Origin of the sequence: Roseovarius lutimaris (assembly GCF_900115165.1) — a bacterium.
GTDB lineage: Bacteria > Pseudomonadota > Alphaproteobacteria > Rhodobacterales > Rhodobacteraceae > Roseovarius > Roseovarius lutimaris.
This window is the reverse complement of the sequence record NZ_FOVP01000001.1, coordinates 170,971-189,404: the sequence shown is the minus strand read 5'-3', so window position 1 is coordinate 189,404 and position 18,434 is coordinate 170,971. Positions and strand designations below refer to the sequence as shown.

The 18,434-nt window shown below is 61.7% G+C and carries 19 protein-coding genes and 1 tRNA gene; 15 read left to right on the top strand and 5 right to left on the bottom strand.

From position 1 onward, the window contains the following. Window positions 1-138: 138 nt before the first annotated feature. Window positions 139-1,992 (bottom strand): Hint domain-containing protein, encoded by a 1,854-nt coding sequence (locus BMZ91_RS00885; protein WP_092833335.1) that lies wholly within the window; start codon window positions 1,990-1,992, stop codon window positions 139-141. 1,009 nt (window positions 1,993-3,001) lie between these two features. Beyond that, window positions 3,002-3,087, bottom strand: a tRNA-Leu gene (locus BMZ91_RS00880). 148 nt (window positions 3,088-3,235) lie between these two features. On the opposite strand from BMZ91_RS00880, the gene BMZ91_RS00875 reads away from it, so the two are divergent. Continuing rightward, entirely contained in the window at window positions 3,236-3,814 is a 579-nt protein-coding gene (locus BMZ91_RS00875; RefSeq protein ID WP_092833625.1) for a YqaA family protein, read from the top strand. After that, window positions 3,811-4,278, top strand: coding sequence for a disulfide bond formation protein B (locus tag BMZ91_RS00870; RefSeq protein ID WP_092833333.1), 468 nt, complete (start codon window positions 3,811-3,813; stop codon window positions 4,276-4,278). Before BMZ91_RS00875 ends, BMZ91_RS00870 begins: the two co-directional genes overlap by 4 nt. A 100-nt stretch (window positions 4,279-4,378) precedes the next feature. On the opposite strand, the gene BMZ91_RS00865 is transcribed toward BMZ91_RS00870, so the two are convergent. Beyond that, window positions 4,379-4,807 carry an Lrp/AsnC family transcriptional regulator gene (locus BMZ91_RS00865; protein ID WP_092833623.1) on the bottom strand — a complete coding sequence of 143 codons (429 nt, stop codon included), beginning with the start codon at window positions 4,805-4,807 and terminating at the stop codon, window positions 4,379-4,381. 119 nt (window positions 4,808-4,926) lie between these two features. On the opposite strand from BMZ91_RS00865, the gene rocF reads away from it, so the two are divergent. Further along, entirely contained in the window at window positions 4,927-5,856 is a 930-nt protein-coding gene (gene rocF, locus BMZ91_RS00860) for an arginase (RefSeq protein WP_092833331.1), read from the top strand. A gap of 33 nt (window positions 5,857-5,889) precedes the next feature. Next, on the top strand, window positions 5,890-6,945 hold the full coding sequence (locus BMZ91_RS00855) for an ornithine cyclodeaminase (protein WP_092833329.1): 1,056 nt from the start codon (window positions 5,890-5,892) through the stop codon (window positions 6,943-6,945). A 79-nt stretch (window positions 6,946-7,024) separates the two neighbouring features. Here BMZ91_RS00855 and BMZ91_RS00850 read toward each other — a convergent pair whose 3' ends face one another. Continuing rightward, on the bottom strand, window positions 7,025-7,279 hold the full coding sequence (locus BMZ91_RS00850; RefSeq protein WP_092833327.1) for an EF-hand domain-containing protein: 255 nt from the start codon (window positions 7,277-7,279) through the stop codon (window positions 7,025-7,027). Window positions 7,280-7,532: 253 nt separating this feature from the next. On the opposite strand from BMZ91_RS00850, the gene BMZ91_RS00845 reads away from it, so the two are divergent. From BMZ91_RS00845 to BMZ91_RS00835, 3 genes are all read left to right on the top strand, one after another. Next, window positions 7,533-8,015: an RNA polymerase sigma factor gene (locus BMZ91_RS00845; RefSeq protein ID WP_092833325.1), complete on the top strand. Its 483-nt coding sequence runs from the start codon at window positions 7,533-7,535 to the stop codon at window positions 8,013-8,015. Window positions 8,016-8,199: 184 nt separating this feature from the next. Then, window positions 8,200-8,964: a hypothetical protein gene (locus BMZ91_RS00840; protein ID WP_092833324.1), complete on the top strand. Its 765-nt coding sequence runs from the start codon at window positions 8,200-8,202 to the stop codon at window positions 8,962-8,964. Between the two features lie 51 nt (window positions 8,965-9,015). Beyond that, entirely contained in the window at window positions 9,016-9,843 is an 828-nt protein-coding gene (locus BMZ91_RS00835; RefSeq protein WP_092833322.1) for a glycosyltransferase, read from the top strand. A 6-nt stretch (window positions 9,844-9,849) separates the two neighbouring features. Here the strand turns inward: BMZ91_RS00835 and BMZ91_RS00830 are convergent, their stop codons facing one another. Then, window positions 9,850-10,884 carry a LacI family DNA-binding transcriptional regulator gene (locus tag BMZ91_RS00830; protein WP_092833320.1) on the bottom strand — a complete coding sequence of 345 codons (1,035 nt, stop codon included), beginning with the start codon at window positions 10,882-10,884 and terminating at the stop codon, window positions 9,850-9,852. A gap of 135 nt (window positions 10,885-11,019) precedes the next feature. Here BMZ91_RS00830 and denD point away from each other — a divergent pair, with 135 nt between their 5' ends. The 8 genes from denD to BMZ91_RS00790 all read left to right on the top strand — a co-directional run bounded on the left by denD (window position 11,020) and on the right by BMZ91_RS00790 (window position 18,406). Then, window positions 11,020-12,009, top strand: a complete 990-nt coding sequence (denD, locus tag BMZ91_RS00825; protein ID WP_092833621.1) for a D-erythronate dehydrogenase — start codon at window positions 11,020-11,022, stop codon at window positions 12,007-12,009. A gap of 27 nt (window positions 12,010-12,036) precedes the next feature. Next, window positions 12,037-13,005 carry a TRAP transporter substrate-binding protein gene (locus tag BMZ91_RS00820; protein ID WP_092833318.1) on the top strand — a complete coding sequence of 323 codons (969 nt, stop codon included), beginning with the start codon at window positions 12,037-12,039 and terminating at the stop codon, window positions 13,003-13,005. A gap of 66 nt (window positions 13,006-13,071) precedes the next feature. Beyond that, entirely contained in the window at window positions 13,072-13,572 is a 501-nt protein-coding gene (locus tag BMZ91_RS00815) for a TRAP transporter small permease (protein WP_092833316.1), read from the top strand. Then, complete coding sequence (locus BMZ91_RS00810; RefSeq protein WP_092833314.1) at window positions 13,569-14,855, top strand: TRAP transporter large permease; 1,287 nt, start codon at window positions 13,569-13,571, stop codon at window positions 14,853-14,855. The genes BMZ91_RS00815 and BMZ91_RS00810 overlap by 4 nt, the downstream gene beginning before the upstream one ends. Continuing rightward, window positions 14,852-15,745 (top strand): L-threonate dehydrogenase, encoded by an 894-nt coding sequence (gene ltnD, locus BMZ91_RS00805; RefSeq protein ID WP_092833312.1) that lies wholly within the window; start codon window positions 14,852-14,854, stop codon window positions 15,743-15,745. Before BMZ91_RS00810 ends, ltnD begins: the two co-directional genes overlap by 4 nt. Then, complete coding sequence (gene otnK / locus BMZ91_RS00800; protein WP_092833310.1) at window positions 15,745-16,995, top strand: 3-oxo-tetronate kinase; 1,251 nt, start codon at window positions 15,745-15,747, stop codon at window positions 16,993-16,995. The genes ltnD and otnK overlap by 1 nt, the downstream gene beginning before the upstream one ends. Beyond that, the gene (gene otnC, locus BMZ91_RS00795) at window positions 16,992-17,636 is read left to right on the top strand and encodes a 3-oxo-tetronate 4-phosphate decarboxylase (RefSeq protein ID WP_092833308.1); all 645 of its coding nucleotides are present in this window, start codon (window positions 16,992-16,994) and stop codon (window positions 17,634-17,636) included. Before otnK ends, otnC begins: the two co-directional genes overlap by 4 nt. Beyond that, window positions 17,636-18,406: a hydroxypyruvate isomerase family protein gene (locus BMZ91_RS00790; protein WP_092833306.1), complete on the top strand. Its 771-nt coding sequence runs from the start codon at window positions 17,636-17,638 to the stop codon at window positions 18,404-18,406. Before otnC ends, BMZ91_RS00790 begins: the two co-directional genes overlap by 1 nt. Window positions 18,407-18,434: the final 28 nt, after the last annotated feature.

Here is an 18,434-nt window from a genome sequence, read left to right as displayed (position 1 = left end):
GTTACCTCTGAAATGGAAACAATCCCGGCCAGTGACCGGGATTGCTCACGAATTTGAAACCGGGTCAGCCCCCGCAACCGATTTCTGGCAAACCCACCCCCCAAAGGGGATGGGCAAGCCGGCTGCAAACCGGGTGACTTATTTAACCAGCAACTGTGCTTCGTGCCGCTTGAGAGAGCGCCGCGCCGCCTGATAGGCCTCAAGGCCTTTGACATCGCGCAGTTCCGGGAACAGGTCATAGATTTCATCGCGCTGTTCGCTGCCCATGCCATCCAGAACCTGTTCGCCAGGCTGGAAGCTTTCGGTCCAGGCGCCGTTCGACAGAACCACTTCGTGTTGATCGAACATGAAGTGAATATAGGTCGTGCCGCTGCTTTCCACCGTATCCACACCGTCCAGACCGGTCAGGTGTTTCGCCGCCGCCAGAACTTCGCGCTCTTCAAAGTAAAGCGCTGCACGTTCGTTGTTGAGCAGGATCCGGTGCTGCGGGCTGACCAGCATGTCACGCTCTGGCAAACCATGGCCCAAGGCCCCCGCCCGGATCAGAACCGGCTTGAGATGCGGAGACTTGATCAGATCCTGACCGCCAAGCGCGCGGTTTCCGATCCAGCGGATTTCTTGAAGACCATTGTCGCGGGTGATGATCCGATCGCCAACCTGCAACTCTTCGACAAGCTTTTCACCACGCGGCGTTGCAATCACCGTGCCGGGCGTGAAACAGGGGATCAGATTCTCGATTTCACGGAACTCAAGAGAGCCGGTTACCGCATCATCGGCCCCAAGAAACTCGACAGTACCGCTGGTCGAATCGCCGTCAGGATCGACGGTTTCGTCAACCACGCGAAGCCGCCCCAAACCTCGGAGGTCTAGCGTATCGAAATCCTCACCCGTGGTGACACCCGTGCCGCCATCAATCGTGTCACCGGCACCAACATCAAGGAAGACATCCGCATCGGCCCCCCCCAGCAAAACATCCGCGCCCTCGCCGCCCGAAATGGTGTCGTTGCCATCGCCGCCCTCGATCGAATCCGCGCCTGCGCCGCCGATCAGAACATCGTCGCCCGCTTCGCCAAACAGGGTGTCATCGCCGTCACCGCCGATCAGGGTGTCGTCGCCGGGCGCGCCGGTGTCGATGGCGCCGCCGGGGGCGTCGAAATAGACGTCGGTCACGTTGATTCCGTCGCTATCGGGGCCGGATTCGGCATAGCGGATCACCAGCGAAACAGCCGGACCCGGAATATCGACCAGAACCGAATTGTCAGCATCATCATCGGCCAGCGTTGCACTGCTGTGGGTGCCCTCTGCCACGTCAGACCCAGGTGAAACCACCGCGGCGCCGGGGGTCAGTTCGACGGGAACGAGGTTGTCGAATTCGTCGAACGCAAAGACCCGGATATTCTCGTCGCCATCCAGATCGTTAATCCGGAAGGAAATATTCTCGACCCCATCGGAAAACGCCAGCTTAATGTCGGTAAAGGTCCGCTCGCTCTCTAGATCGACGGCAAGCGAGCTGTTGGGGTCAGCCGGGGCGCCATCGGTGTCGATGCCATCCACGTTTTGCGGGTTGTCCGCAAAATCGGTGCTGCTCGGGCCGGTGGCTGCCAGTTGCGAAAAGGTGACATCCACTGTGCCGGTGTTCTGGGTGAACCCGCTGATCGGATCGCCGTTGTCGATCGGGGCGGCATCATCGGGATCGGGTGCGAGGTCCCATTCAAAGCTTTCGCGCGCACCGGCATCGGGGCTGGAACTATCACCAAATATGACATCATTGCCCGCGCCGCCGTCGACGAGGTCATTGCCGGACCCGGCATAGACCGTGTCGTTGCCCTGTTCCGACAGAATTGTGTCATCGCCGCCAAACCCGTCAACCACATCGTCGTTGGAGCCGTCTGCCGCATCGTTGTTGTCGATCCGATCACCTTCAACATCGGCAGCATAATCAAGATCAATCCGGTTCGCGGCGTTATCGCCTTCCACTTTATTAATCGGCATGTTCTTCTCCTATGACACGCAGACACACCCGTGCCCTGGTCGTTACAACAAATATCCCATTGCCGACGATGTGTTGGCGCACGGCGACCTGCACAACTGAAATACAAGAGGGAGATTGTCGAAGATCGACAATATCGGGTGTCGGAGTTCAACCCACACCACGTGCCATTCATGCGTTGTTATCAACAACTCAGCGAACGCACCTCTTGCCGCATCAGATGATGCGTAAATTGTGCGGTCGCCCCCACGACCTACAGACATCGCCCCCCAGTTGGGCTAACTCTGTTTTACCGAATGGAACGAGAACTCCAAAGGGAATTTTGTTCGGAACGCGTCAGAATGATGTTTGAAATCAAGCTAGAATCGGGTTTTGCGGCTAATTTGATTTATCGTCACGTCGGTATTGTTTCCAAAAATAGCCCTTAATTTTCGTTAAAACGCCTGTTTTCCCGGCAATTATCACAGGCTCAAGGGTCAAAAGCACACTTTAAACGTGAATTTGTTTCTGAGTTTGAACCGTCCGACGTCCGCGCAAACTTACGCCATATTTTGACCACATCCTTAACGGCTCAACCTTAAAAGATGGATCAATCCTTAACTTCGGCGGTCATAGTTTACAAAATGGAAACAAACGACCGGCGAAATGCAGGACATTAGAATGATTCGCAACTTGCGACCGCGTCGTGATCACTTTTTCGCGAAATGTGGTGAGGGCAAGAGGATGCCCACGAGCCCGCCGGGCCTCAACCGTCGACAGAGCAAGGCCCGACCTCGCAGGCTGTTCGCAGAAGGATCTTTTGAAGTCTCCATGAAATAGTGCAAACCTCGGGTCCAGATGAGGTGGCCATCGGCCACCTGGCTGTGGACGTTGCGAAACAGGAAACGCTCGGCAAACGAATCGCAAAGAGAGGTCGCACGCCACCCAGCCGGCGCCCGGTATGACAATCCGGGGGCAACGCAAAATAGCGATACCATCGAAAAATCCACGGAAATCCCTGCAAACGCAGGTTGGTACCCAAGGCCGGACTCGAACCGGCACGCCCGTTAGGGCGGGGGATTTTGAATCCCCTGCGTCTACCATTCCGCCACTTGGGCACGGGCGACTCTCTAGCGAAGCCCGCGCCCGGCGTCCAGTGCCCTATCGGGGTTTTTGCATCGTTTTTGCGCCCGCTGCCCCCCGAGGGCCTTGACCCCACCCGCCCTGCGTGTTGTCTCGCGGTCAATCAAGGGAAAGATCGCCGCGATGATAAAGCGCCTTTATGACTGGACCCTGCGCATGGCAGAGCATCCACACGCGCTTTGGGTGCTTGCGGCCGTGTCGTTCATTGAAAGCTCGGTCTTTCCGATCCCGCCGGACGTGCTGATCATTCCAATGATCCTTGCGCGCCCGTCCCGCGCCTGGCTGATTGCCGGTGTGGCGCTCGTGGCTTCGGTCATTGGCGGCCTGTTGGGCTATGCCATCGGCGCGCTTGCCTATCAGGAGCTTGGCCGACCGATCCTTGAGGCGCTTGGCAAGGGCGACGCGATCGAGGCGTTCCGCATCCGGTTCAACGATTTCGGCTTTTGGGCGGTGCTGACCGCCGGGGTCACGCCCTTTCCCTATAAGGTGATCACGATCATGTCCGGCGTCACAGGCATGCCGCTTGTCACCTTCGTCGCCACCTCGATCCTTGCGCGCGGCCTGCGGTTCTTTATTCTCGCGGCGCTGTTGCGCCGGTTTGGCGAACCGATCCGCGATTTCATCGAGCGCCGCCTTGGCATATTGAGCATTGTCTTTGTGGTCCTGCTGTTTGGCGGCTTTTACCTGGCGAGGCACCTATGATCCTTCCGTCCCAACGTACCTTGATCCTTTTGGCGGCAGGCGGTTCTGCCTTGATGATGCTTGGCGCGCTCGCCTTTCAGCATCTGGGCGATATGGCACCCTGCAAGCTGTGCATCTGGCAACGCTGGCCGCATGTGATCGCGATTGGCTTTGGTGTGCTGGCGCTTTTGGTGGCGCCGCGCGTGATGGTGGTTGGCGGTATGCTGGCGGCCTTTGCGACCGCCGGGATCGGATTTTACCACACCGGGGTCGAACGCGGCTGGTGGGAGGGCCCGACCACCTGCACCGCAGGCGATGCGGCACGCCTGTCCACCGACGATCTTCTGGCCCAGATCATGGCCGCCCCACTTGTGCGCTGTGACGAGGTGCCGTGGGAGATGTTGACCCTGTCGATGGCAAGCTGGAACGCGATTGTGTCGCTCGGGCTGGCCGGGGTCTGGATTTTGGCGATCCGGCGCGGTTAGGGGCTGTCGCGTTCATTCGAATTCACGCGACAGCCTCTAACGTATTGATTTCGCATGTTCGAGAATCTCAAAACCGGTTCCCACTTTTGAGCAACATGCTCTAGCTGCCCGATTTGCGGGTGTTGAGCAGAAGGCTGGTTTCGGAATGGGCGATCCCGTCGAACCGGCGGATCTGCCCCAGCACCTGATCAAGCTCTTCCAGGGTCGGCGTGCCAACCTCGACGATCACATCCCAGCGACCGTTGGTGGTATGGGTCGCACGCACAGCACTTAGCCCGTTCAGCTGGCGGATGATGCGATCCGCGCCGCGCCCCTCGATACCAAGCATCATAAGCCCGCGCACCGGATCGCGCGCCGTATCGCCGCGCAGAACGACGCTGAAGCCGACAATCTCGCCGCGCTGACGCAACCGTTCGATCCGGCCCCGCACCGTGGTGCGCGACACCCCAAGCCCAAGCGCAAGATCCGAAAGCGAGGCCCGCGCATCATGGCGCAGCGCGGAAATCAACTTGCGGTCAATATCGTCCATTTCGAAAGTTTTCCCATTCACTTTGTTCAAACTCCTGCCGATTAGCGCAAAATAGCGGCTATAAATCAACCCGAATTGGCAGGATGTTGCGACTGACCCGTAAATGAAAGAGATTTGTCATGACCACACAGACCTGCATTCTGGTTGGCGCGCCTGTTGATAGCGGCAAAAATCGTCGCGGTTGCCTTATGGGCCCCGATGCCTATCGTACCGCCGGCCTTGCCGAAGCCCTGTCGGACCTCGGGCATGAGGTACAGGATATGGGCAATCTCAGCCCTGCCCCGGCAGAGCTTGACCCGAAATTGCCGGGCCATGTCTTTGCCGCAATCGAAACCGCAGGCTGGACCGCCACGCTCATGCAGGCCGGCCAGGTGGCCATGGCGCAGGGTCTGCCGATCTTCCTTGGCGGCGATCACAGCCTGTCTCTTGGCTCGGTCGCCGGTGTGGCCGCCCATGCCGCAGCGACGGGTCGGCCACAATTCGTGCTCTGGCTCGATGCCCATAGCGATTTTCACACGCCGCAATCGACCGCCTCGGGCAACCTGCATGGCACGCCCTTGGGCTATGTGACCGGGCGCGAGGGGTTTTACGGCTTTCCCGAGGTCAACCACCCGGTTGCGCAAGACAACATCTGCATTCTCGGCCTGCGCTCGGTCGATATGGCCGAACGCGAGGCACTTCAGCAAAGCGATATCCGCTATCACGACATGCGCGCGATTGACGAGCAGGGCATTGCCGCGCCCTTGGCGGCATTCCTTGACGATGTCGCGGCGGAGGGTGGCGCGCTGCATGTCTCGCTGGACGTGGATTTCCTTGACCCCTCGTTTGCCCCGGCGGTCGGGACTACCGTGCCCGGCGGCGCCACCATCCGCGAGGCGCATCTGGTGATGGAAATGATCAGCGACAGCGGTCTGATGACCTCGCTTGATCTGGTCGAGCTGAACCCGTTTCTCGATGATCGCGGGCGCACCGCGCAAGTGATGGTCGATCTGGCCGCCTCGGCGCTTGGTCGTCGGGTGTTTGACCGCCCGACGCGCGCGTTTTCCTGAACCACTCTGCCCCTATTTTCATGAGGTATCCGCATGACCACCCTGACCCCCTCTGACAAGGCCCTCGTGCCTTTTGTTTCTGTCGACAACATGATGCGCCTTGTGCATCACATCGGGATTGAACCAATGCTGCGCGGGCTGGCCGAGTATATCGAGGCCGATTTTCGCCGTTGGGAGCTGTTTGACAAAACGCCGCGCGTCGCCAGCCATTCCGCCGAGGGTGTGATCGAGCTTATGCCGACCTCGGATGGCGAGGTCTACGGTTTCAAATACGTCAACGGCCACCCCAAGAACACCGCCGAGGGGTTCCAGACCGTGACCGCCTTTGGCCTGTTGGCGAATGTCGGCAATGGCTATCCGGTGCTGTTGTCGGAAATGACCGTGCTGACCGCGCTGCGCACCGCCGCCACATCGGCGATGGTGGCAAAACATCTCGCCCCCAAGGGGGCCGATACGATGGCGATGATCGGCAATGGCGCGCAATCGGAATTTCAAAGCCTGGCGATGAAGGCGATTTGCGGCATCAAGACCGTACGCCTCTATGACACCGATCCTGCCGCCACCGCCAAAGCGGCGCGCAATCTCTCTGGCATGGGCCTCAACGTCGTGGCTTGTAAATCCGCCGAAGAGAGCATGGAAGGCGCACAGATCATCACCACCTGCACCGCCGACAAGCAATATGCCACCATCCTGACCGACAACATGATCGGCGCGGGTGTGCATATCAACGCCATTGGCGGCGATTGCCCGGGCAAGACCGAACTGGCCCCGGCGATCCTGCAACGGGCGGATATCTTTGTGGAATACCCCGAGCAAACCCGGATCGAGGGCGAAATTCAACAGCTTGCCGCCGATCATCCCGTCACCCAGATGTGGGAGGTGATCAACGGCACCGCGAGGGGGCGCACCTCGCCCGAACAGATCACCCTGTTTGACAGTGTCGGCTTTGCAATCGAGGATTTTTCGGCGCTGCGCTATGTGCGCGACAAGATCAAGGGCACCGGTCTTTTTATGGATCTTGACCTGTTGGCCGATCCCGACGATCCGCGCGATCTTTTCGGGATGCTGCAACGGGCCGCGCCGGTTTAGCGACACGGCCCGTCAGCCCGCCGACGGCTGTGCACTCTGGGGAAAATGCGCAACCGCCGACGGGGATGCCGGTGAGTGTTTAGTTCACCGACATATCCGGCAAGAGGCCCTGTTCCTGGCCTGCAATCAGTTCGCTGTCGTCAAGCGCGCCATCGCCATTGGTGTCGACCTCGGAAAAGGTCTCGGCGCTGATGTCGGGATAGGCCGCTTGCACTTCGCTCACGCTCAGCATGCCATCGCCGTTGGCGTCCAGCTCGGCCACGGCTTCGCCCATGGCGATCGCCGAATTTGCCAGCATGCCAAGTCCAAGCACAAGTACGATGAATTTCGTCATCTCTGTTCTCCTTTAAGGTCAGGTTGAAAGGCCGCGACAGCCGCGAACCTTACACCCCTAGACGCGCCAGCGGCGCAACGCGTCCCGCCGATGGCGGCGCAGGGGACGAACGCGCGAGGCCTCGCCGATAGAGGGTGTGCGAACCGGCGAAGCCTTGCCCAAAAAGGCCCGTTCGGCGGCATCGGCGGAATCTGCCCATTTGATCGCGCGCGGGCAAGGCCGCAAGACTAGGACCTCACCCCAGGAGGTTGCCATGCCTGATCCCGATCCCTTGACCGACCTGATGCCCGATCTGCTGCGCGTAGCCCGTCGCCTGACCCGTGGCGCGGATCAATCGCAGGATCTGTGTCAGGAGGTGTTGCTCAAGCTGTGGATACGGCTTGATGGGGGGGCGGAAATTGACGACCTGCGCGCCTATGCGATGACCGCGCTGCGCAATCAGCACCGCCAGAGCCTGCGCCGCGACCAGATCCCGCTTGGCGCGCCGGAGGTGGTCACCATCACCCTGCCCGATGCGTTTGACGCCTGCGCCCTGAGCGACGTGATGCACGCCATTGCGCGCCTGCCCCCCGATCAGGAGCGGCTCATGCGGCTGGTGGCGGCGGGCGAAACAAGCCCGGCCGATCTGGCCCGGCGCACCGGTCTGGCCCCCGGCACGGTGATGTCGCGTCTGGCGCGCGCGCGGGCGCGGCTTCGCGTCGATCTCGGGCACAAAACTGCGGTCCCGCAAACTTGAAGGAACAGGTTTAGTGTGCCATAGCCTCAGCACCGGTTTGGGAACAAGGAAAGCACCTATGCAGTGTCCCATCGTAACGTCGATACCGCCGTTTTTCTCAAGAAAAGACGCGACAGGCAAAGAGATAGGCGAGGCTTATCTAGGTGCATGTATCGAGTCGTGGCGGGCCTGCGGGTTTGCCCCTGTGAGCGTCAACGCCGAGACCGAGGCGCTGCATCCGCTGATCAAGCGGCATGACGTCAAGGTGCTGCGTGTACCGCGCGATGCCTCTGCCCTTACCGGGCGCCCGCAGGTATTTCTCGGCGATCTGCTGGCGGCGGCCCTGTCGTTGCCATCTGAGCGGATTTTCATCATCAACGCGGATATCGAGCTTGAGATGGATAACCGCGCCAAGGCGCGCCTGATGGCGCTTGGGCCAAATCAGGCGGTCGGCGTGCGGCGGCGCACCCACGCGGGCGACAAGACCAAGGCAGAGCCTCCCTATGACTGCGGTCTTGATCTGATCGGCGCCGGGCGCGACGCCCTCGCCAACATCGACTGTGGTCAGTTGATCCATGGCATGCCCTGGTGGGATCATTACCTGCCCTTGATGCTGTTGTGGCAAAATTGCGAATTCTTGCCCGAAACCGGGATCAGGCTCTGGCATCTTGCCCACGGCGGGCGTTGGACCAAGGCGCAATTCATCCGCTCTGGTCAAGAATTTCGACGCCTGATCGAGCACAGCGATCCGGCCCTCAGGCAAAACGCCTTTGTCGATCAGCATGTGAAGGATTTGGCCCGCATCGCACGCGGGCACTATGGGTCTTCGCCTATTCGGGCCATCGAGGCGCGGCTTTTCGCGGCCTTGCTGCCCGGCTCCAGCATCCACATGCGCCGGGTTTTGCGCGAAACATCGCGTCATAACAGGTTTCTTCTGAACGAAGTCACAGGATCGCCCGCCAATGGATAATAGCTGTCGCCACCGTATTCTCGGCCCCGTGGTAAAAGGCTAAGAGAGGGGATGGAGTTTACCATCATCATTCCCGTCCTCAATGCCGGGGCCAAGATCCGCAGGACACTTGAGAGCTTGCTGTCCCAGACCGCCCTTGCCAGTGGCGCGGCGCGGCTGACCTGCCTTGTGGTCGATGGTGGCTCGACCGATGATACGCTCGATCATGTGCGCGCGTTTGATGATCCGCGCATTGCCATCCTGTCGCAGAAAGACAGCGGCATGTATGAAGCGCTTGCCAGAGGGCTTGCGCGGGCGGGCGGTGATGTGACCGGATATATTTCCGCCGGCGAGGCGTTTGATCGCCATGCCTTTGCTGTCATCTGCGAGGTTCTGACGCGCTATCCGGATATTCACTGGCTGACCGGCCAAGAGGTGACGCGCAACGAACAGGGCCAGATCATCGGGTGCCGCCTGCCGCATCCGTTCCGGCGTTCGTTTTTCGATTGCGGCATGTACGGCACACGCCTGACGGTGTTGCAGCAGGAAAGCACGCTCTGGCGCAGCGGGTTGAACAGGCATTTCGATCTGGAAAGGCTGGCGGCCTGCACGCTTGCGGGCGATTACTTTCTCTGGCGCTCGCTTGCGCGGCATCAGGAGCTTTACGTGATCGACACCCATATCGGATCTTTCACGGTCGAGCCGGATCAACTCTCGAAACAGACGCCCGGCGCATATCGCCGCGAACTTCGCGCCCTGCGTCGCCGCCCCGCCCTCTGGGAGCGGTTGCACGCGCTGATCTATCGCCAGTATGTGAAACGCACGCGCCCCGGCAAGACGGCAGCGCGGATGCTGCGCTATGACCCCGCGAAACAGCAGTGGCTGTTGCGCAAACCCTAAACCAGGTCAGGCGGTTTTGCCGGGTATCAGGCGAAAGCCGACATCGCTGATCTTCTCGGGCGTACCACCCGTGAACCGCTCAATCAGGTGGCGCGCGGCCTCGATGCCGATGGCGGCGCGGTTCGAGGCAATCGAGGTCAGCGGCACCGGCAGCGCCTGACCGATCTCAAGCCCGTTAAACCCCGCCAGAGCGAGATCACCGGGCACCGATATCCCCGCCGCCATGCAATGAAACACCCCGCCCACGGCCATGTCGTCATTCGAGAAATAGACCAGATCGGGCGGCTGCCCGGCCTCGGCCAGAAGCCGCGCCAGCCCCTCGCGCCCCAGTTTGACTGAAGAGGACCCCGCAAGCGTCAGGCATTGCGCAAGCGTCTGTCCGGCTTCGCCAAGGGCACCGCGAAACCCGTCAAGGCGGGCAAGCGCGCGCAGGTCACTGTCAATCGCATGGCCAAGATAGGCAAAGCGCCGATAGCCCCGCCCCAACAGGTAATGCGCCATCGCGCGCCCCGCCGAGTGGTGCGAGATTCCGACCGCCATGTCGGTCGGCGCCGCATCGACATCCATGATTTCAACCACCGGCAGATCGGCCCGCACCAGCAAGGCGCGGCTTGCCTCGGTCATATCCGCCGGTGCGATGACGATGCCGGCCGGGCGCCAGGACAGGAGGTTTTCAATAAGCCGTTGCTCGCGCGCCGGGTCATAGTTCGATATCCCCAGAACCGGCTGATAACCGGCATCCTCAAGGCGGTCCTCTAGCCCGTTCAGCACATCGGCAAAGACACTGTTGGACAGCGACGGCAGGATCACCCCCACCTGACGCGAGGATCCGCCCGCAAGCGTGCCCGCAAGGCGGTTTGGAACATAGTTGAGATCACGCGCGGCCGCCTGTACCCTGTCGGCGGTCGCCTTGGCCACAAGGCCTCCGCCGCGCAGGGCGCGGCTTGCGGTGATCTCGCTGACACCGGCGGCGGCGGCCACCTGTGACAGGGTCGGGCGGCGCCCTGACGGGGGCGAAACTGGGGTATTGTGATCATCCATGGCGCGGCTACCATGGCCGTAAATGACAGGGCTGTCATTTCTTTTTGGACAATTGGCGCCGCTTTTGTGATTCATGACGCCCCTATTGACAGCGCTGTCATTGAATGCCAGCTTGCCGCCCGGGAGGATGAGGATTTGCGAATACTCGTTACCGGCGCGGCCGGCTTCATTGGCCGTATGGTTGTCGGCGCGCTTGCGGCGCGTGATACGATCGTGGTGAACGGACAAGAGCGACGCATCTCGGCAATCCTTGCCGCCGACATGGCCGAGGGGCCGCTGGCCGATCTTGCACGGACGCACCGCCGCGTGCATGCCCTGCCCGGCGCGCTGTCGTCGCCCGACACATTGGCGCGCATCACCGAGGATGCGCCTGACCTCATCATCCACCTTGCCGCCGTTGTTTCGGGTCAGGCCGAGGCCGATTTCGACCTTGGCATGGCGGTGAACCTGCACTCGACCATCGACCTGATCAACGCCTGTCGCGCCATGGCGCGCGCGCCGGTGTTGATCTTTTCCTCCTCGGTTGCGGTGTTTTCCTGCGCCGCGAATGATACCATTTCCGAAGAAACCCTGCCCGCGCCGCGCTCGTCCTATGGCACACAAAAACTTATCGGTGAATTGCTGGTGCGCGATGCCACGCGCAAGGGCTTTATCCTCGGGCGCAGTCTTCGGTTTCCGACGATTTCCGTGCGCCCCGGCGCGCCGAACAAGGCCGCGTCGAGCTTTGCCAGCGGCATCATCCGCGAGCCGCTCGCGGGCCAGGAGGCATTATTGCCGGTCGGGCGCGATCTGCGGCTTCACCTTGCCTCGCCTTCCAAGGCACTTGAGTATGCGCTTGCGGCCTGTGGCCTTGAGCAGCGCGCGCTTGGTGGTGACACGACGATCACCCTGCCCGGCATCACCGTAAGCGTCGGCGAGATGTTGGATACCCTGCGCCGCATCGCGGGCGAGACTGTGGCAGAGCGCGTGAAACCTGCCCCCGATGCCGCGATTGCCGCCATCGTCAATAGCTGGCCCGGCGAGATCATCACGCCGCGCGCCCGCGCCCTTGGCTTTACGCCGGACCCCGAGTTTGCCAATCTTGTTCAGGATCACATGACCCACATGGGCCTGAGTCGGACCTAACCACAAACACTTTCAGGGAGGATACCAATGAAACATTTCCTAACCGGCGCCATCGTCGCCGCCGCAATGGCCACCTCGGCCCATGCACAGCAAAATATCGTCGTCGGCCATGCCCTTTCGACGACCTCGCATTACGGCGTTGGCGCGCAGGCCTTTATCGACACCCTGACCGAGCTTTCGGGCGGTGCCTTTACCGGCGAACAGGCCCCCGCAGGCCAGCTTGGCGGCGAGCGCGACATGATCGAGGGGCTTCAGATCGGCTCGCTTGATGTGGTGATCACCTCGACCGGCCCGCTTGGCAACTTTGTGCCGGAAATCTATGCGCTCGACCTGCCGTTCCTGTTTCGCGATTACGACCATGCCCGCACCACGCTTGACGGCGACATCGGTCAGGAGCTTTTGGACAAGATCGGCGAGAACAACCTTGTCGGCCTCGCCTGGTCGGAAAACGGCTTTCGCCATGTGACCAATTCACAACATGCGGTGCGCACCCCGGCCGATCTTGATGGGCTCAAGCTTCGCACCATGGAAAACAAGGTTCATATGGCCGCGTTCGAGGGCATGGGCGCCGCGCCTACCCCGATGGCCTTTCCCGAGTTGTTCACCGCGCTGCAACAAGGTGTTGTCGATGGTCAGGAAAACCCGGTCACGGTGATCACCTCGTCGAAATTCTGGGAGGTGCAGAAATATGTCTCGCTCACCGGGCATGTCTATTCGCCCGCCGTGGTGCTCGCCTCGCCCGTTCTGTTTGACGGGCTGAGCGACGAACAGAAGGGCTGGTTTCAGGCCGCTGCCGATGCCTCGGCCGCCGCAACCCGCGCCGAAGTGAACCGCCTCGAAGAGGCCGGCGTGGCGCTGTTGCGGGAAAACGGCATGGAGGTGATCACCGATATCGACAAGGCCCCCTTTGCCGAACTGGCTGCGGCGTCGTCTTACAATGTCTACACCGATCAATATGGATCCGAAATGGTTGAGCGTATTCAGGCCGTTAAGTAGCACACTTAAACCACAAAAACCGGCGCGGCATGGTCTGGGCCGGTTTCTTTGTCACCGGGGGAGTGCATGGGCCTGTTTTTGAAATTCGAGGATCTGACCACCGGCATTGCGCTGCGTCTGTCCATGCTGTTTCTGGTGATCGCCACCTCGCTGGCGCTTTATCAGGTCACCACCCGCTTTGTCTTTGGTCACCCGTCGACATGGTCCGAGGTGATTACCCGTTCGGCCATGGTCTGGTCGATCTTTACCGGCGTCGCGGTGGCGTTTCGCCATGGCTCGATGATCGCGGTCGAGATCATTCAGCGCATGCTGCCGCCCCGCCTTGGGCTTGCTCTCTATCTCTTGGCATCCTCGCTTTCAGTCATCTTTTTCGCGATCCTGTTCTGGCAGGGCTGGTCGATGACCCTGCGCGTCATGCGCCAGAAACTGGCGGCCTTGGAAATCTCGATCGCCTGGGTCTATGCGGCGCTGCCGGTGGGCGCGGTCTTTACCATCATTGCCATTCTGGCCTGCATGCTGCGCGCCTGGCAAACCGGGTTGGAGCCGGTGGCAGAGGTGCAGACATGAACGCGGCCCTCGCCCTCTCCGTCGCGATCTTCTTTCTGCTTGGCGTGCCGATTGCGGTGGCCATCGGCCTTGCCTCGGTCATCGGTATCGAGGTGCAGGGTCGTCTCCCGCTCCTGCTTGTGGCGCAGCGCATGTTCACCGGCGTCGACAGCTTTCCGCTGATGGCGATTCCGCTGTTCATTCTGGCCGGCAACCTGATGTCGGCGGGCGGGATATCGCACAGGCTTGTCGAGCTGGCAAAATCCATCGTTGGCGGCATTCAGGGCGGGCTTGCGGCCTCTTGCGTGCTGACCTGCATGATGTTCGCAAGCGTCTCGGGTTCGTCGGTGGCCACCACCTTTGCGATTGGTGCGATCCTCATTCCGGCGATGGTCAAGCATGGCTACCCGGCGCCAATGGCGGCCTCGGTTCAGGCCAGCTCTGCCGAGTTGGGCGTGTTAATTCCGCCCTCTATCCCGCTTATCCTTTATGGGGTCTCCACCGACACCTCTATCGGGCAGCTGTTTCTGGCCGGCATCGGGCCGGGTTTTCTCGTCGCCGGCTCGTTGATGGCACTGGTGCTGATCCTGTGTCGACTGCGCGGGATCGGCAAAACCGATGGGGCGGACCGCCCGAACCTTGGCGCCGCCCTGATCGCCGCCCTGCCCGCGCTCATCGTGCCATTTGTGATCATCGGCGGCATCTATTCCGGCATCTTCACCCCAACCGAGGCAAGTGCCGCCGCCGTCGCCGCCGCGATCCTTGTAGGGATGGTGTTTTATCGCGAACTCAAAGCCAAAGACTTGCCCGCGATCCTGAAATCGACGGTGATTTCGACCTCGGCGATCATGCTGATCATCTCGGCGGCCTCGCTGTTTTCCTTTCTGATCACCCGCTCTGGCCTGCCCAATGAAATCGCCGCCTGGTTCAAGGATATGTTCGAAAGCCGCATCGCCTTTCTTCTGGCGGTCAATATCCTGCTGCTGATCGTGGGGATGTTCCTTGAAACCTCGGCGGCGATCCTTGTGCTGGCGCCGATCCTTGCGCCGATTGCGGTCGCCTACGGGGTTGATCCGGTGCATTTCGGCCTGATCATCGTGGTCAATCTGGCGCTTGGCATGATCACCCCGCCGCTTGGCGTGAACCTCTTTGCCGCCTGCGCGGTGGCCAAGCTTCCGGTCGAGGCGATCATCCCCCAACTGATCTGGTTCGTCGCAACCGTCTTTGGCGCGTTGATGATCATCACCTATGTGCCCGCCATCACCCTCTGGCCGATGCAAACCATTCTGGGGATCACACCATGACAACGCAGATCATTCACATTCTTGGCCTTGGCTCGATGGGGCTTGGCATGGCCAAATCGCTATTGCGCGCGGGTCACGAGGTATACGGGCAGGACACCAATGCCGAGCGTCTGGCCGCCTTCACGGCGGCTGGAGGTGCGGTTCTGACCCGTGAAAGCCCAGCGGCACAGGTCTTGGTCAGCGTCGTCCTGAACGCCGATCAGACCCGCGCGGCGCTGTTCGGCAAGGACGGCTGGGCCAGCGGGTTGATGCCTGGCGGCACGATCATAAGCTGCGCCACCGTCGCGCCCGCATTTGCCATCGAGATGCAGGAAATCGCCGGGGACCGCGGGCTGGCCTATCTTGATGCGCCGATATCCGGCGGGGCGATCAAGGCGGCCGAGGGCAAGCTTTCGATCATGGCCTCGGGCACGGCAGCGGCCTTTGACGGCGCTGCTGGCGCACTTGCGGCGATGGCCGAAACCGTTCACCGATTGGGGGATGCGGCCGGCCCCGGATCGGCGATGAAGGCGGTCAATCAACTCTTGGCCGGCGTGCATATCGCCGCCATGGGCGAGGCGCTTGCCTTTGCCACCTCGCAGGGGCTTGATCTTGCCCGTGTGCTTGACGTGATCCGCGTCTCGGCCGGCACATCGTGGATGTTTGAAAACCGCGCCCCGCATGTGATCGAGGCCGATTTTGCGCCGCGCTCCAGCATTGATATCTGGCCCAAGGACCTTGGAATCGTGACCGATATCGCGGATGGCGCCGGGCTTGATCTGCCGCTCACGAAAACCGCGCTAGAGGAATATCGCGCCGCCTCTGCTGCCGGGATGGGGGCGATGGATGATGCCGCCATCACCCGGCATGTCGCAGCGCGTGCGCGCCTGCGCCTGCCGGGGGATGACTGATGCTTTTGGGCTGCATCGGCGATGATTTCACCGGCTCGTCGGACCTTGGCAACACCCTGACCAAGGCGGGCATGCGGGTTGTGCAATATGTCGGCGTGCCGGGTGTGCCCGCCGCGCCGGATGTCGAGGCCGGGATTGTCGCGCTCAAATCCCGCTCGATCCCGGTGGCCGAGGCCGTCGCGCAATCGCTGGCGGCGCTGGACTGGCTGCGCGCGCAGGGCTGTACGCAGTTTCTGTTCAAATACTGTTCCACCTTTGATTCCACACCCGAGGGCAATATCGGCCCTGTCGCCGAGGCGCTTGCCGATGCCCTGAACGCGCAACAGGTCATCGTCTGTCCCGCCTTTCCCGCCACCGGGCGCTCGATCTATCAGGGGCATCTTTTTGTCGGTGATCGCCTGCTCAGCGAGAGCGGCATGCAGCATCACCCGCTGACCCCGATGAGCGATCCCGACATCCGCCGCTGGCTGGCGCATCAGATATCCGGCACCGTTGGCCATGTGCCCGCCACCGCGGTGCTGGGCGGCGTTGAAAGCACCCGCGCCGCGTTGCGTCGCGAGACGGCAAAGGGCCATCGCCTTATCGTGGCCGATGCGATCACCGATGCCGATCTTGTCACCCTCGGTCATGCCGCCGCCGATCATCTGCTGGTCACCGGCGGGTCGGGCATTGCCATGGGCCTGCCGGATAATTTTCGCGCCAGGGGGCAGCTGTCGGAGACTTCGGGCGCCTGGCGTGCGCAGGTCGGCCCGGTTGTGGCGCTCTCAGGCTCTTGCTCGACCGCGACCCGTGCGCAGGTCACGATGCATGCCGCCACCCATCCCAGTCGCGAACTCACCGCCGATGCGGTGATGAGTGGTGAGGTAAATGCCGACACTCTCGCCACTTGGGCAGTTGGTCAACCCGGCGTGCCGCTGATCTATTCCTCTGCCGATCCCGATAGCGTGGCCGCCGCACAGGCGCATTATGGCGCGTCGGCCCTGGCCGGGGCGATTGAAACGCTATTTGCCGATCTTGCCCGCGCGCTTGTCGCCAAGGGCGTCACCCGCCTTGTCTCGGCGGGCGGCGAAACCTCGGGCGCGGTGGTGTCCGGCCTTGGGCTGACACAGTTGGAAATCGGCCCCGAGATCGACCCCGGCGTGCCGATGATCCGCGCCGACGACGGCCTTGTTCTGGCGCTCAAATCCGGTAACTTCGGTGCTGCGGATTTCTTTGCCAGGGCCGCCGCGATGATGGAGGGCACGCCGTGAGCGACAGCAAACTGCGCGAAGATATGTGCTTTTGGGCCGCCTCGCTGTTTGACCGTGGCCTTACCGGCGGGGCCTCGGGCAATATCTCGGTGCGCACATCCGATGGCGGGCTTTTGGTGACCCCCACCGGGGTGAGCCTTGGCCGCCTTGATCCCGCTGCGCTAAGCCGGTTTGACGCGCAGGGCCAGCATATCGACGGGCCTGCCCCGACCAAGGAAATGCCGCTTCACTCGGCGTTCTATGAAACTCGCACCAATGCCGGCGCGGTGGTGCATCTGCACTCGACCCATTCCGTGGCGCTCTCGATGCTGCCCGAGACCGACCCCGAGGATGCAATTCCGCCGCTCACCGCCTATGCGGTGATGCGCGTCGGCAAGGTGGCGCTGTTGCCGTTCTTTGTGCCGGGCGATCCGGCGATGGCCGATGCGCTGCGCGGGCTTGGCGGGCGGCGTTCGGCGGTCTTGCTGGCCAATCATGGCCCGGTCGTGGCCTCAAAAGACCTTGAGGCAGCGGTGTTCGCCATGGAAGAGCTGGAGGAAACCGCAAAGCTGGCGCTCTTGCTGCGCGGCACCGGGGCGCAACCGCTTCGCGGCGATCAGATCGCGCAGGTCGTGGATAAATTCAAGCTGGACCGGGACTGATGCAGTTTTCCGCCAACCTCGGCTTTCTGTTTACCGACCTCCCCCTGCCCGAGGCCATTCATGCCGCCCATAGGGCCGGGTTTGACGCGGTCGAATGCCATTTCCCCTATGACACGCCCGCCGCCAAGGTGGCCGAGGCGCTGCGCGACACCGGTCTGCCGATGCTTGGGCTGAACACCTGGCCGGGCAATCGCGGCGCGGGGGATTTCGGCCTTGCCGCCCTTGCCGGGCGCGAGAAAGAGGCCCGCGCGGCCATTGCCCAGGCGGTTGAATACGCATCCGAAATCGGCGCGCGCGCGGTGCATGTCATGGCCGGGATCACCGATGGGGGCGCTGCGGCCGAGGCAAGTTTTCGCGCCAATCTGGCCTATGCCTGCGATCTGGCCGCGCCGCATGGGATCGGTATTCTGATCGAGCCGATTAACCAACGCGATGTACCGGGCTATCATCTGTCAACAACCGATCATGCCGCGCGGATTATCGGTGATCTTGAGCGCAACACCCTCAAGCTGATGTTTGATTGCTATCACCTTCAGATCATGGAGGGCGACCTTATCACCCGCTTTCAGGCGCTTTTGCCCGTCATCGGCCATGTGCAATTCGCCGCCGTGCCCGACCGGGGCGAGCCGGACCTAGGTGAGGTCAATTACGCCTGGCTTTTGCCCGCGATGGCGGCGGCGGGATATTCCGCGCCCATTGGCGCTGAATATCGCCCGCGTGGCGAGAATACGGCCCGAGGGCTTGGCTGGATGGAGGCGTTCGGGCGCTAGAGACCACCCGGACAAAGACGAAAGGACA

Coding starts and splice junctions, on each gene's coding strand:
- BMZ91_RS00885 (WP_092833335.1), bottom strand. CDS start 1,992: ATGCCGATTAATAAAGTGGAAGGCGATAACGCCGCGAACCGGATTGAT.
- BMZ91_RS00875 (WP_092833625.1), top strand. CDS start 3,236: ATGATAAAGCGCCTTTATGACTGGACCCTGCGCATGGCAGAGCATCCA.
- BMZ91_RS00870 (WP_092833333.1), top strand. CDS start 3,811: ATGATCCTTCCGTCCCAACGTACCTTGATCCTTTTGGCGGCAGGCGGT.
- BMZ91_RS00865 (WP_092833623.1), bottom strand. CDS start 4,807: ATGGACGATATTGACCGCAAGTTGATTTCCGCGCTGCGCCATGATGCG.
- rocF (WP_092833331.1), top strand. CDS start 4,927: ATGACCACACAGACCTGCATTCTGGTTGGCGCGCCTGTTGATAGCGGC.
- BMZ91_RS00855 (WP_092833329.1), top strand. CDS start 5,890: ATGACCACCCTGACCCCCTCTGACAAGGCCCTCGTGCCTTTTGTTTCT.
- BMZ91_RS00850 (WP_092833327.1), bottom strand. CDS start 7,279: ATGACGAAATTCATCGTACTTGTGCTTGGACTTGGCATGCTGGCAAAT.
- BMZ91_RS00845 (WP_092833325.1), top strand. CDS start 7,533: ATGCCTGATCCCGATCCCTTGACCGACCTGATGCCCGATCTGCTGCGC.
- BMZ91_RS00835 (WP_092833322.1), top strand. CDS start 9,016: ATGGAGTTTACCATCATCATTCCCGTCCTCAATGCCGGGGCCAAGATC.
- BMZ91_RS00830 (WP_092833320.1), bottom strand. CDS start 10,884: ATGGATGATCACAATACCCCAGTTTCGCCCCCGTCAGGGCGCCGCCCG.
- BMZ91_RS00820 (WP_092833318.1), top strand. CDS start 12,037: ATGAAACATTTCCTAACCGGCGCCATCGTCGCCGCCGCAATGGCCACC.
- BMZ91_RS00815 (WP_092833316.1), top strand. CDS start 13,072: ATGGGCCTGTTTTTGAAATTCGAGGATCTGACCACCGGCATTGCGCTG.
- BMZ91_RS00810 (WP_092833314.1), top strand. CDS start 13,569: ATGAACGCGGCCCTCGCCCTCTCCGTCGCGATCTTCTTTCTGCTTGGC.
- ltnD (WP_092833312.1), top strand. CDS start 14,852: ATGACAACGCAGATCATTCACATTCTTGGCCTTGGCTCGATGGGGCTT.
- otnK (WP_092833310.1), top strand. CDS start 15,745: ATGCTTTTGGGCTGCATCGGCGATGATTTCACCGGCTCGTCGGACCTT.
- BMZ91_RS00790 (WP_092833306.1), top strand. CDS start 17,636: ATGCAGTTTTCCGCCAACCTCGGCTTTCTGTTTACCGACCTCCCCCTG.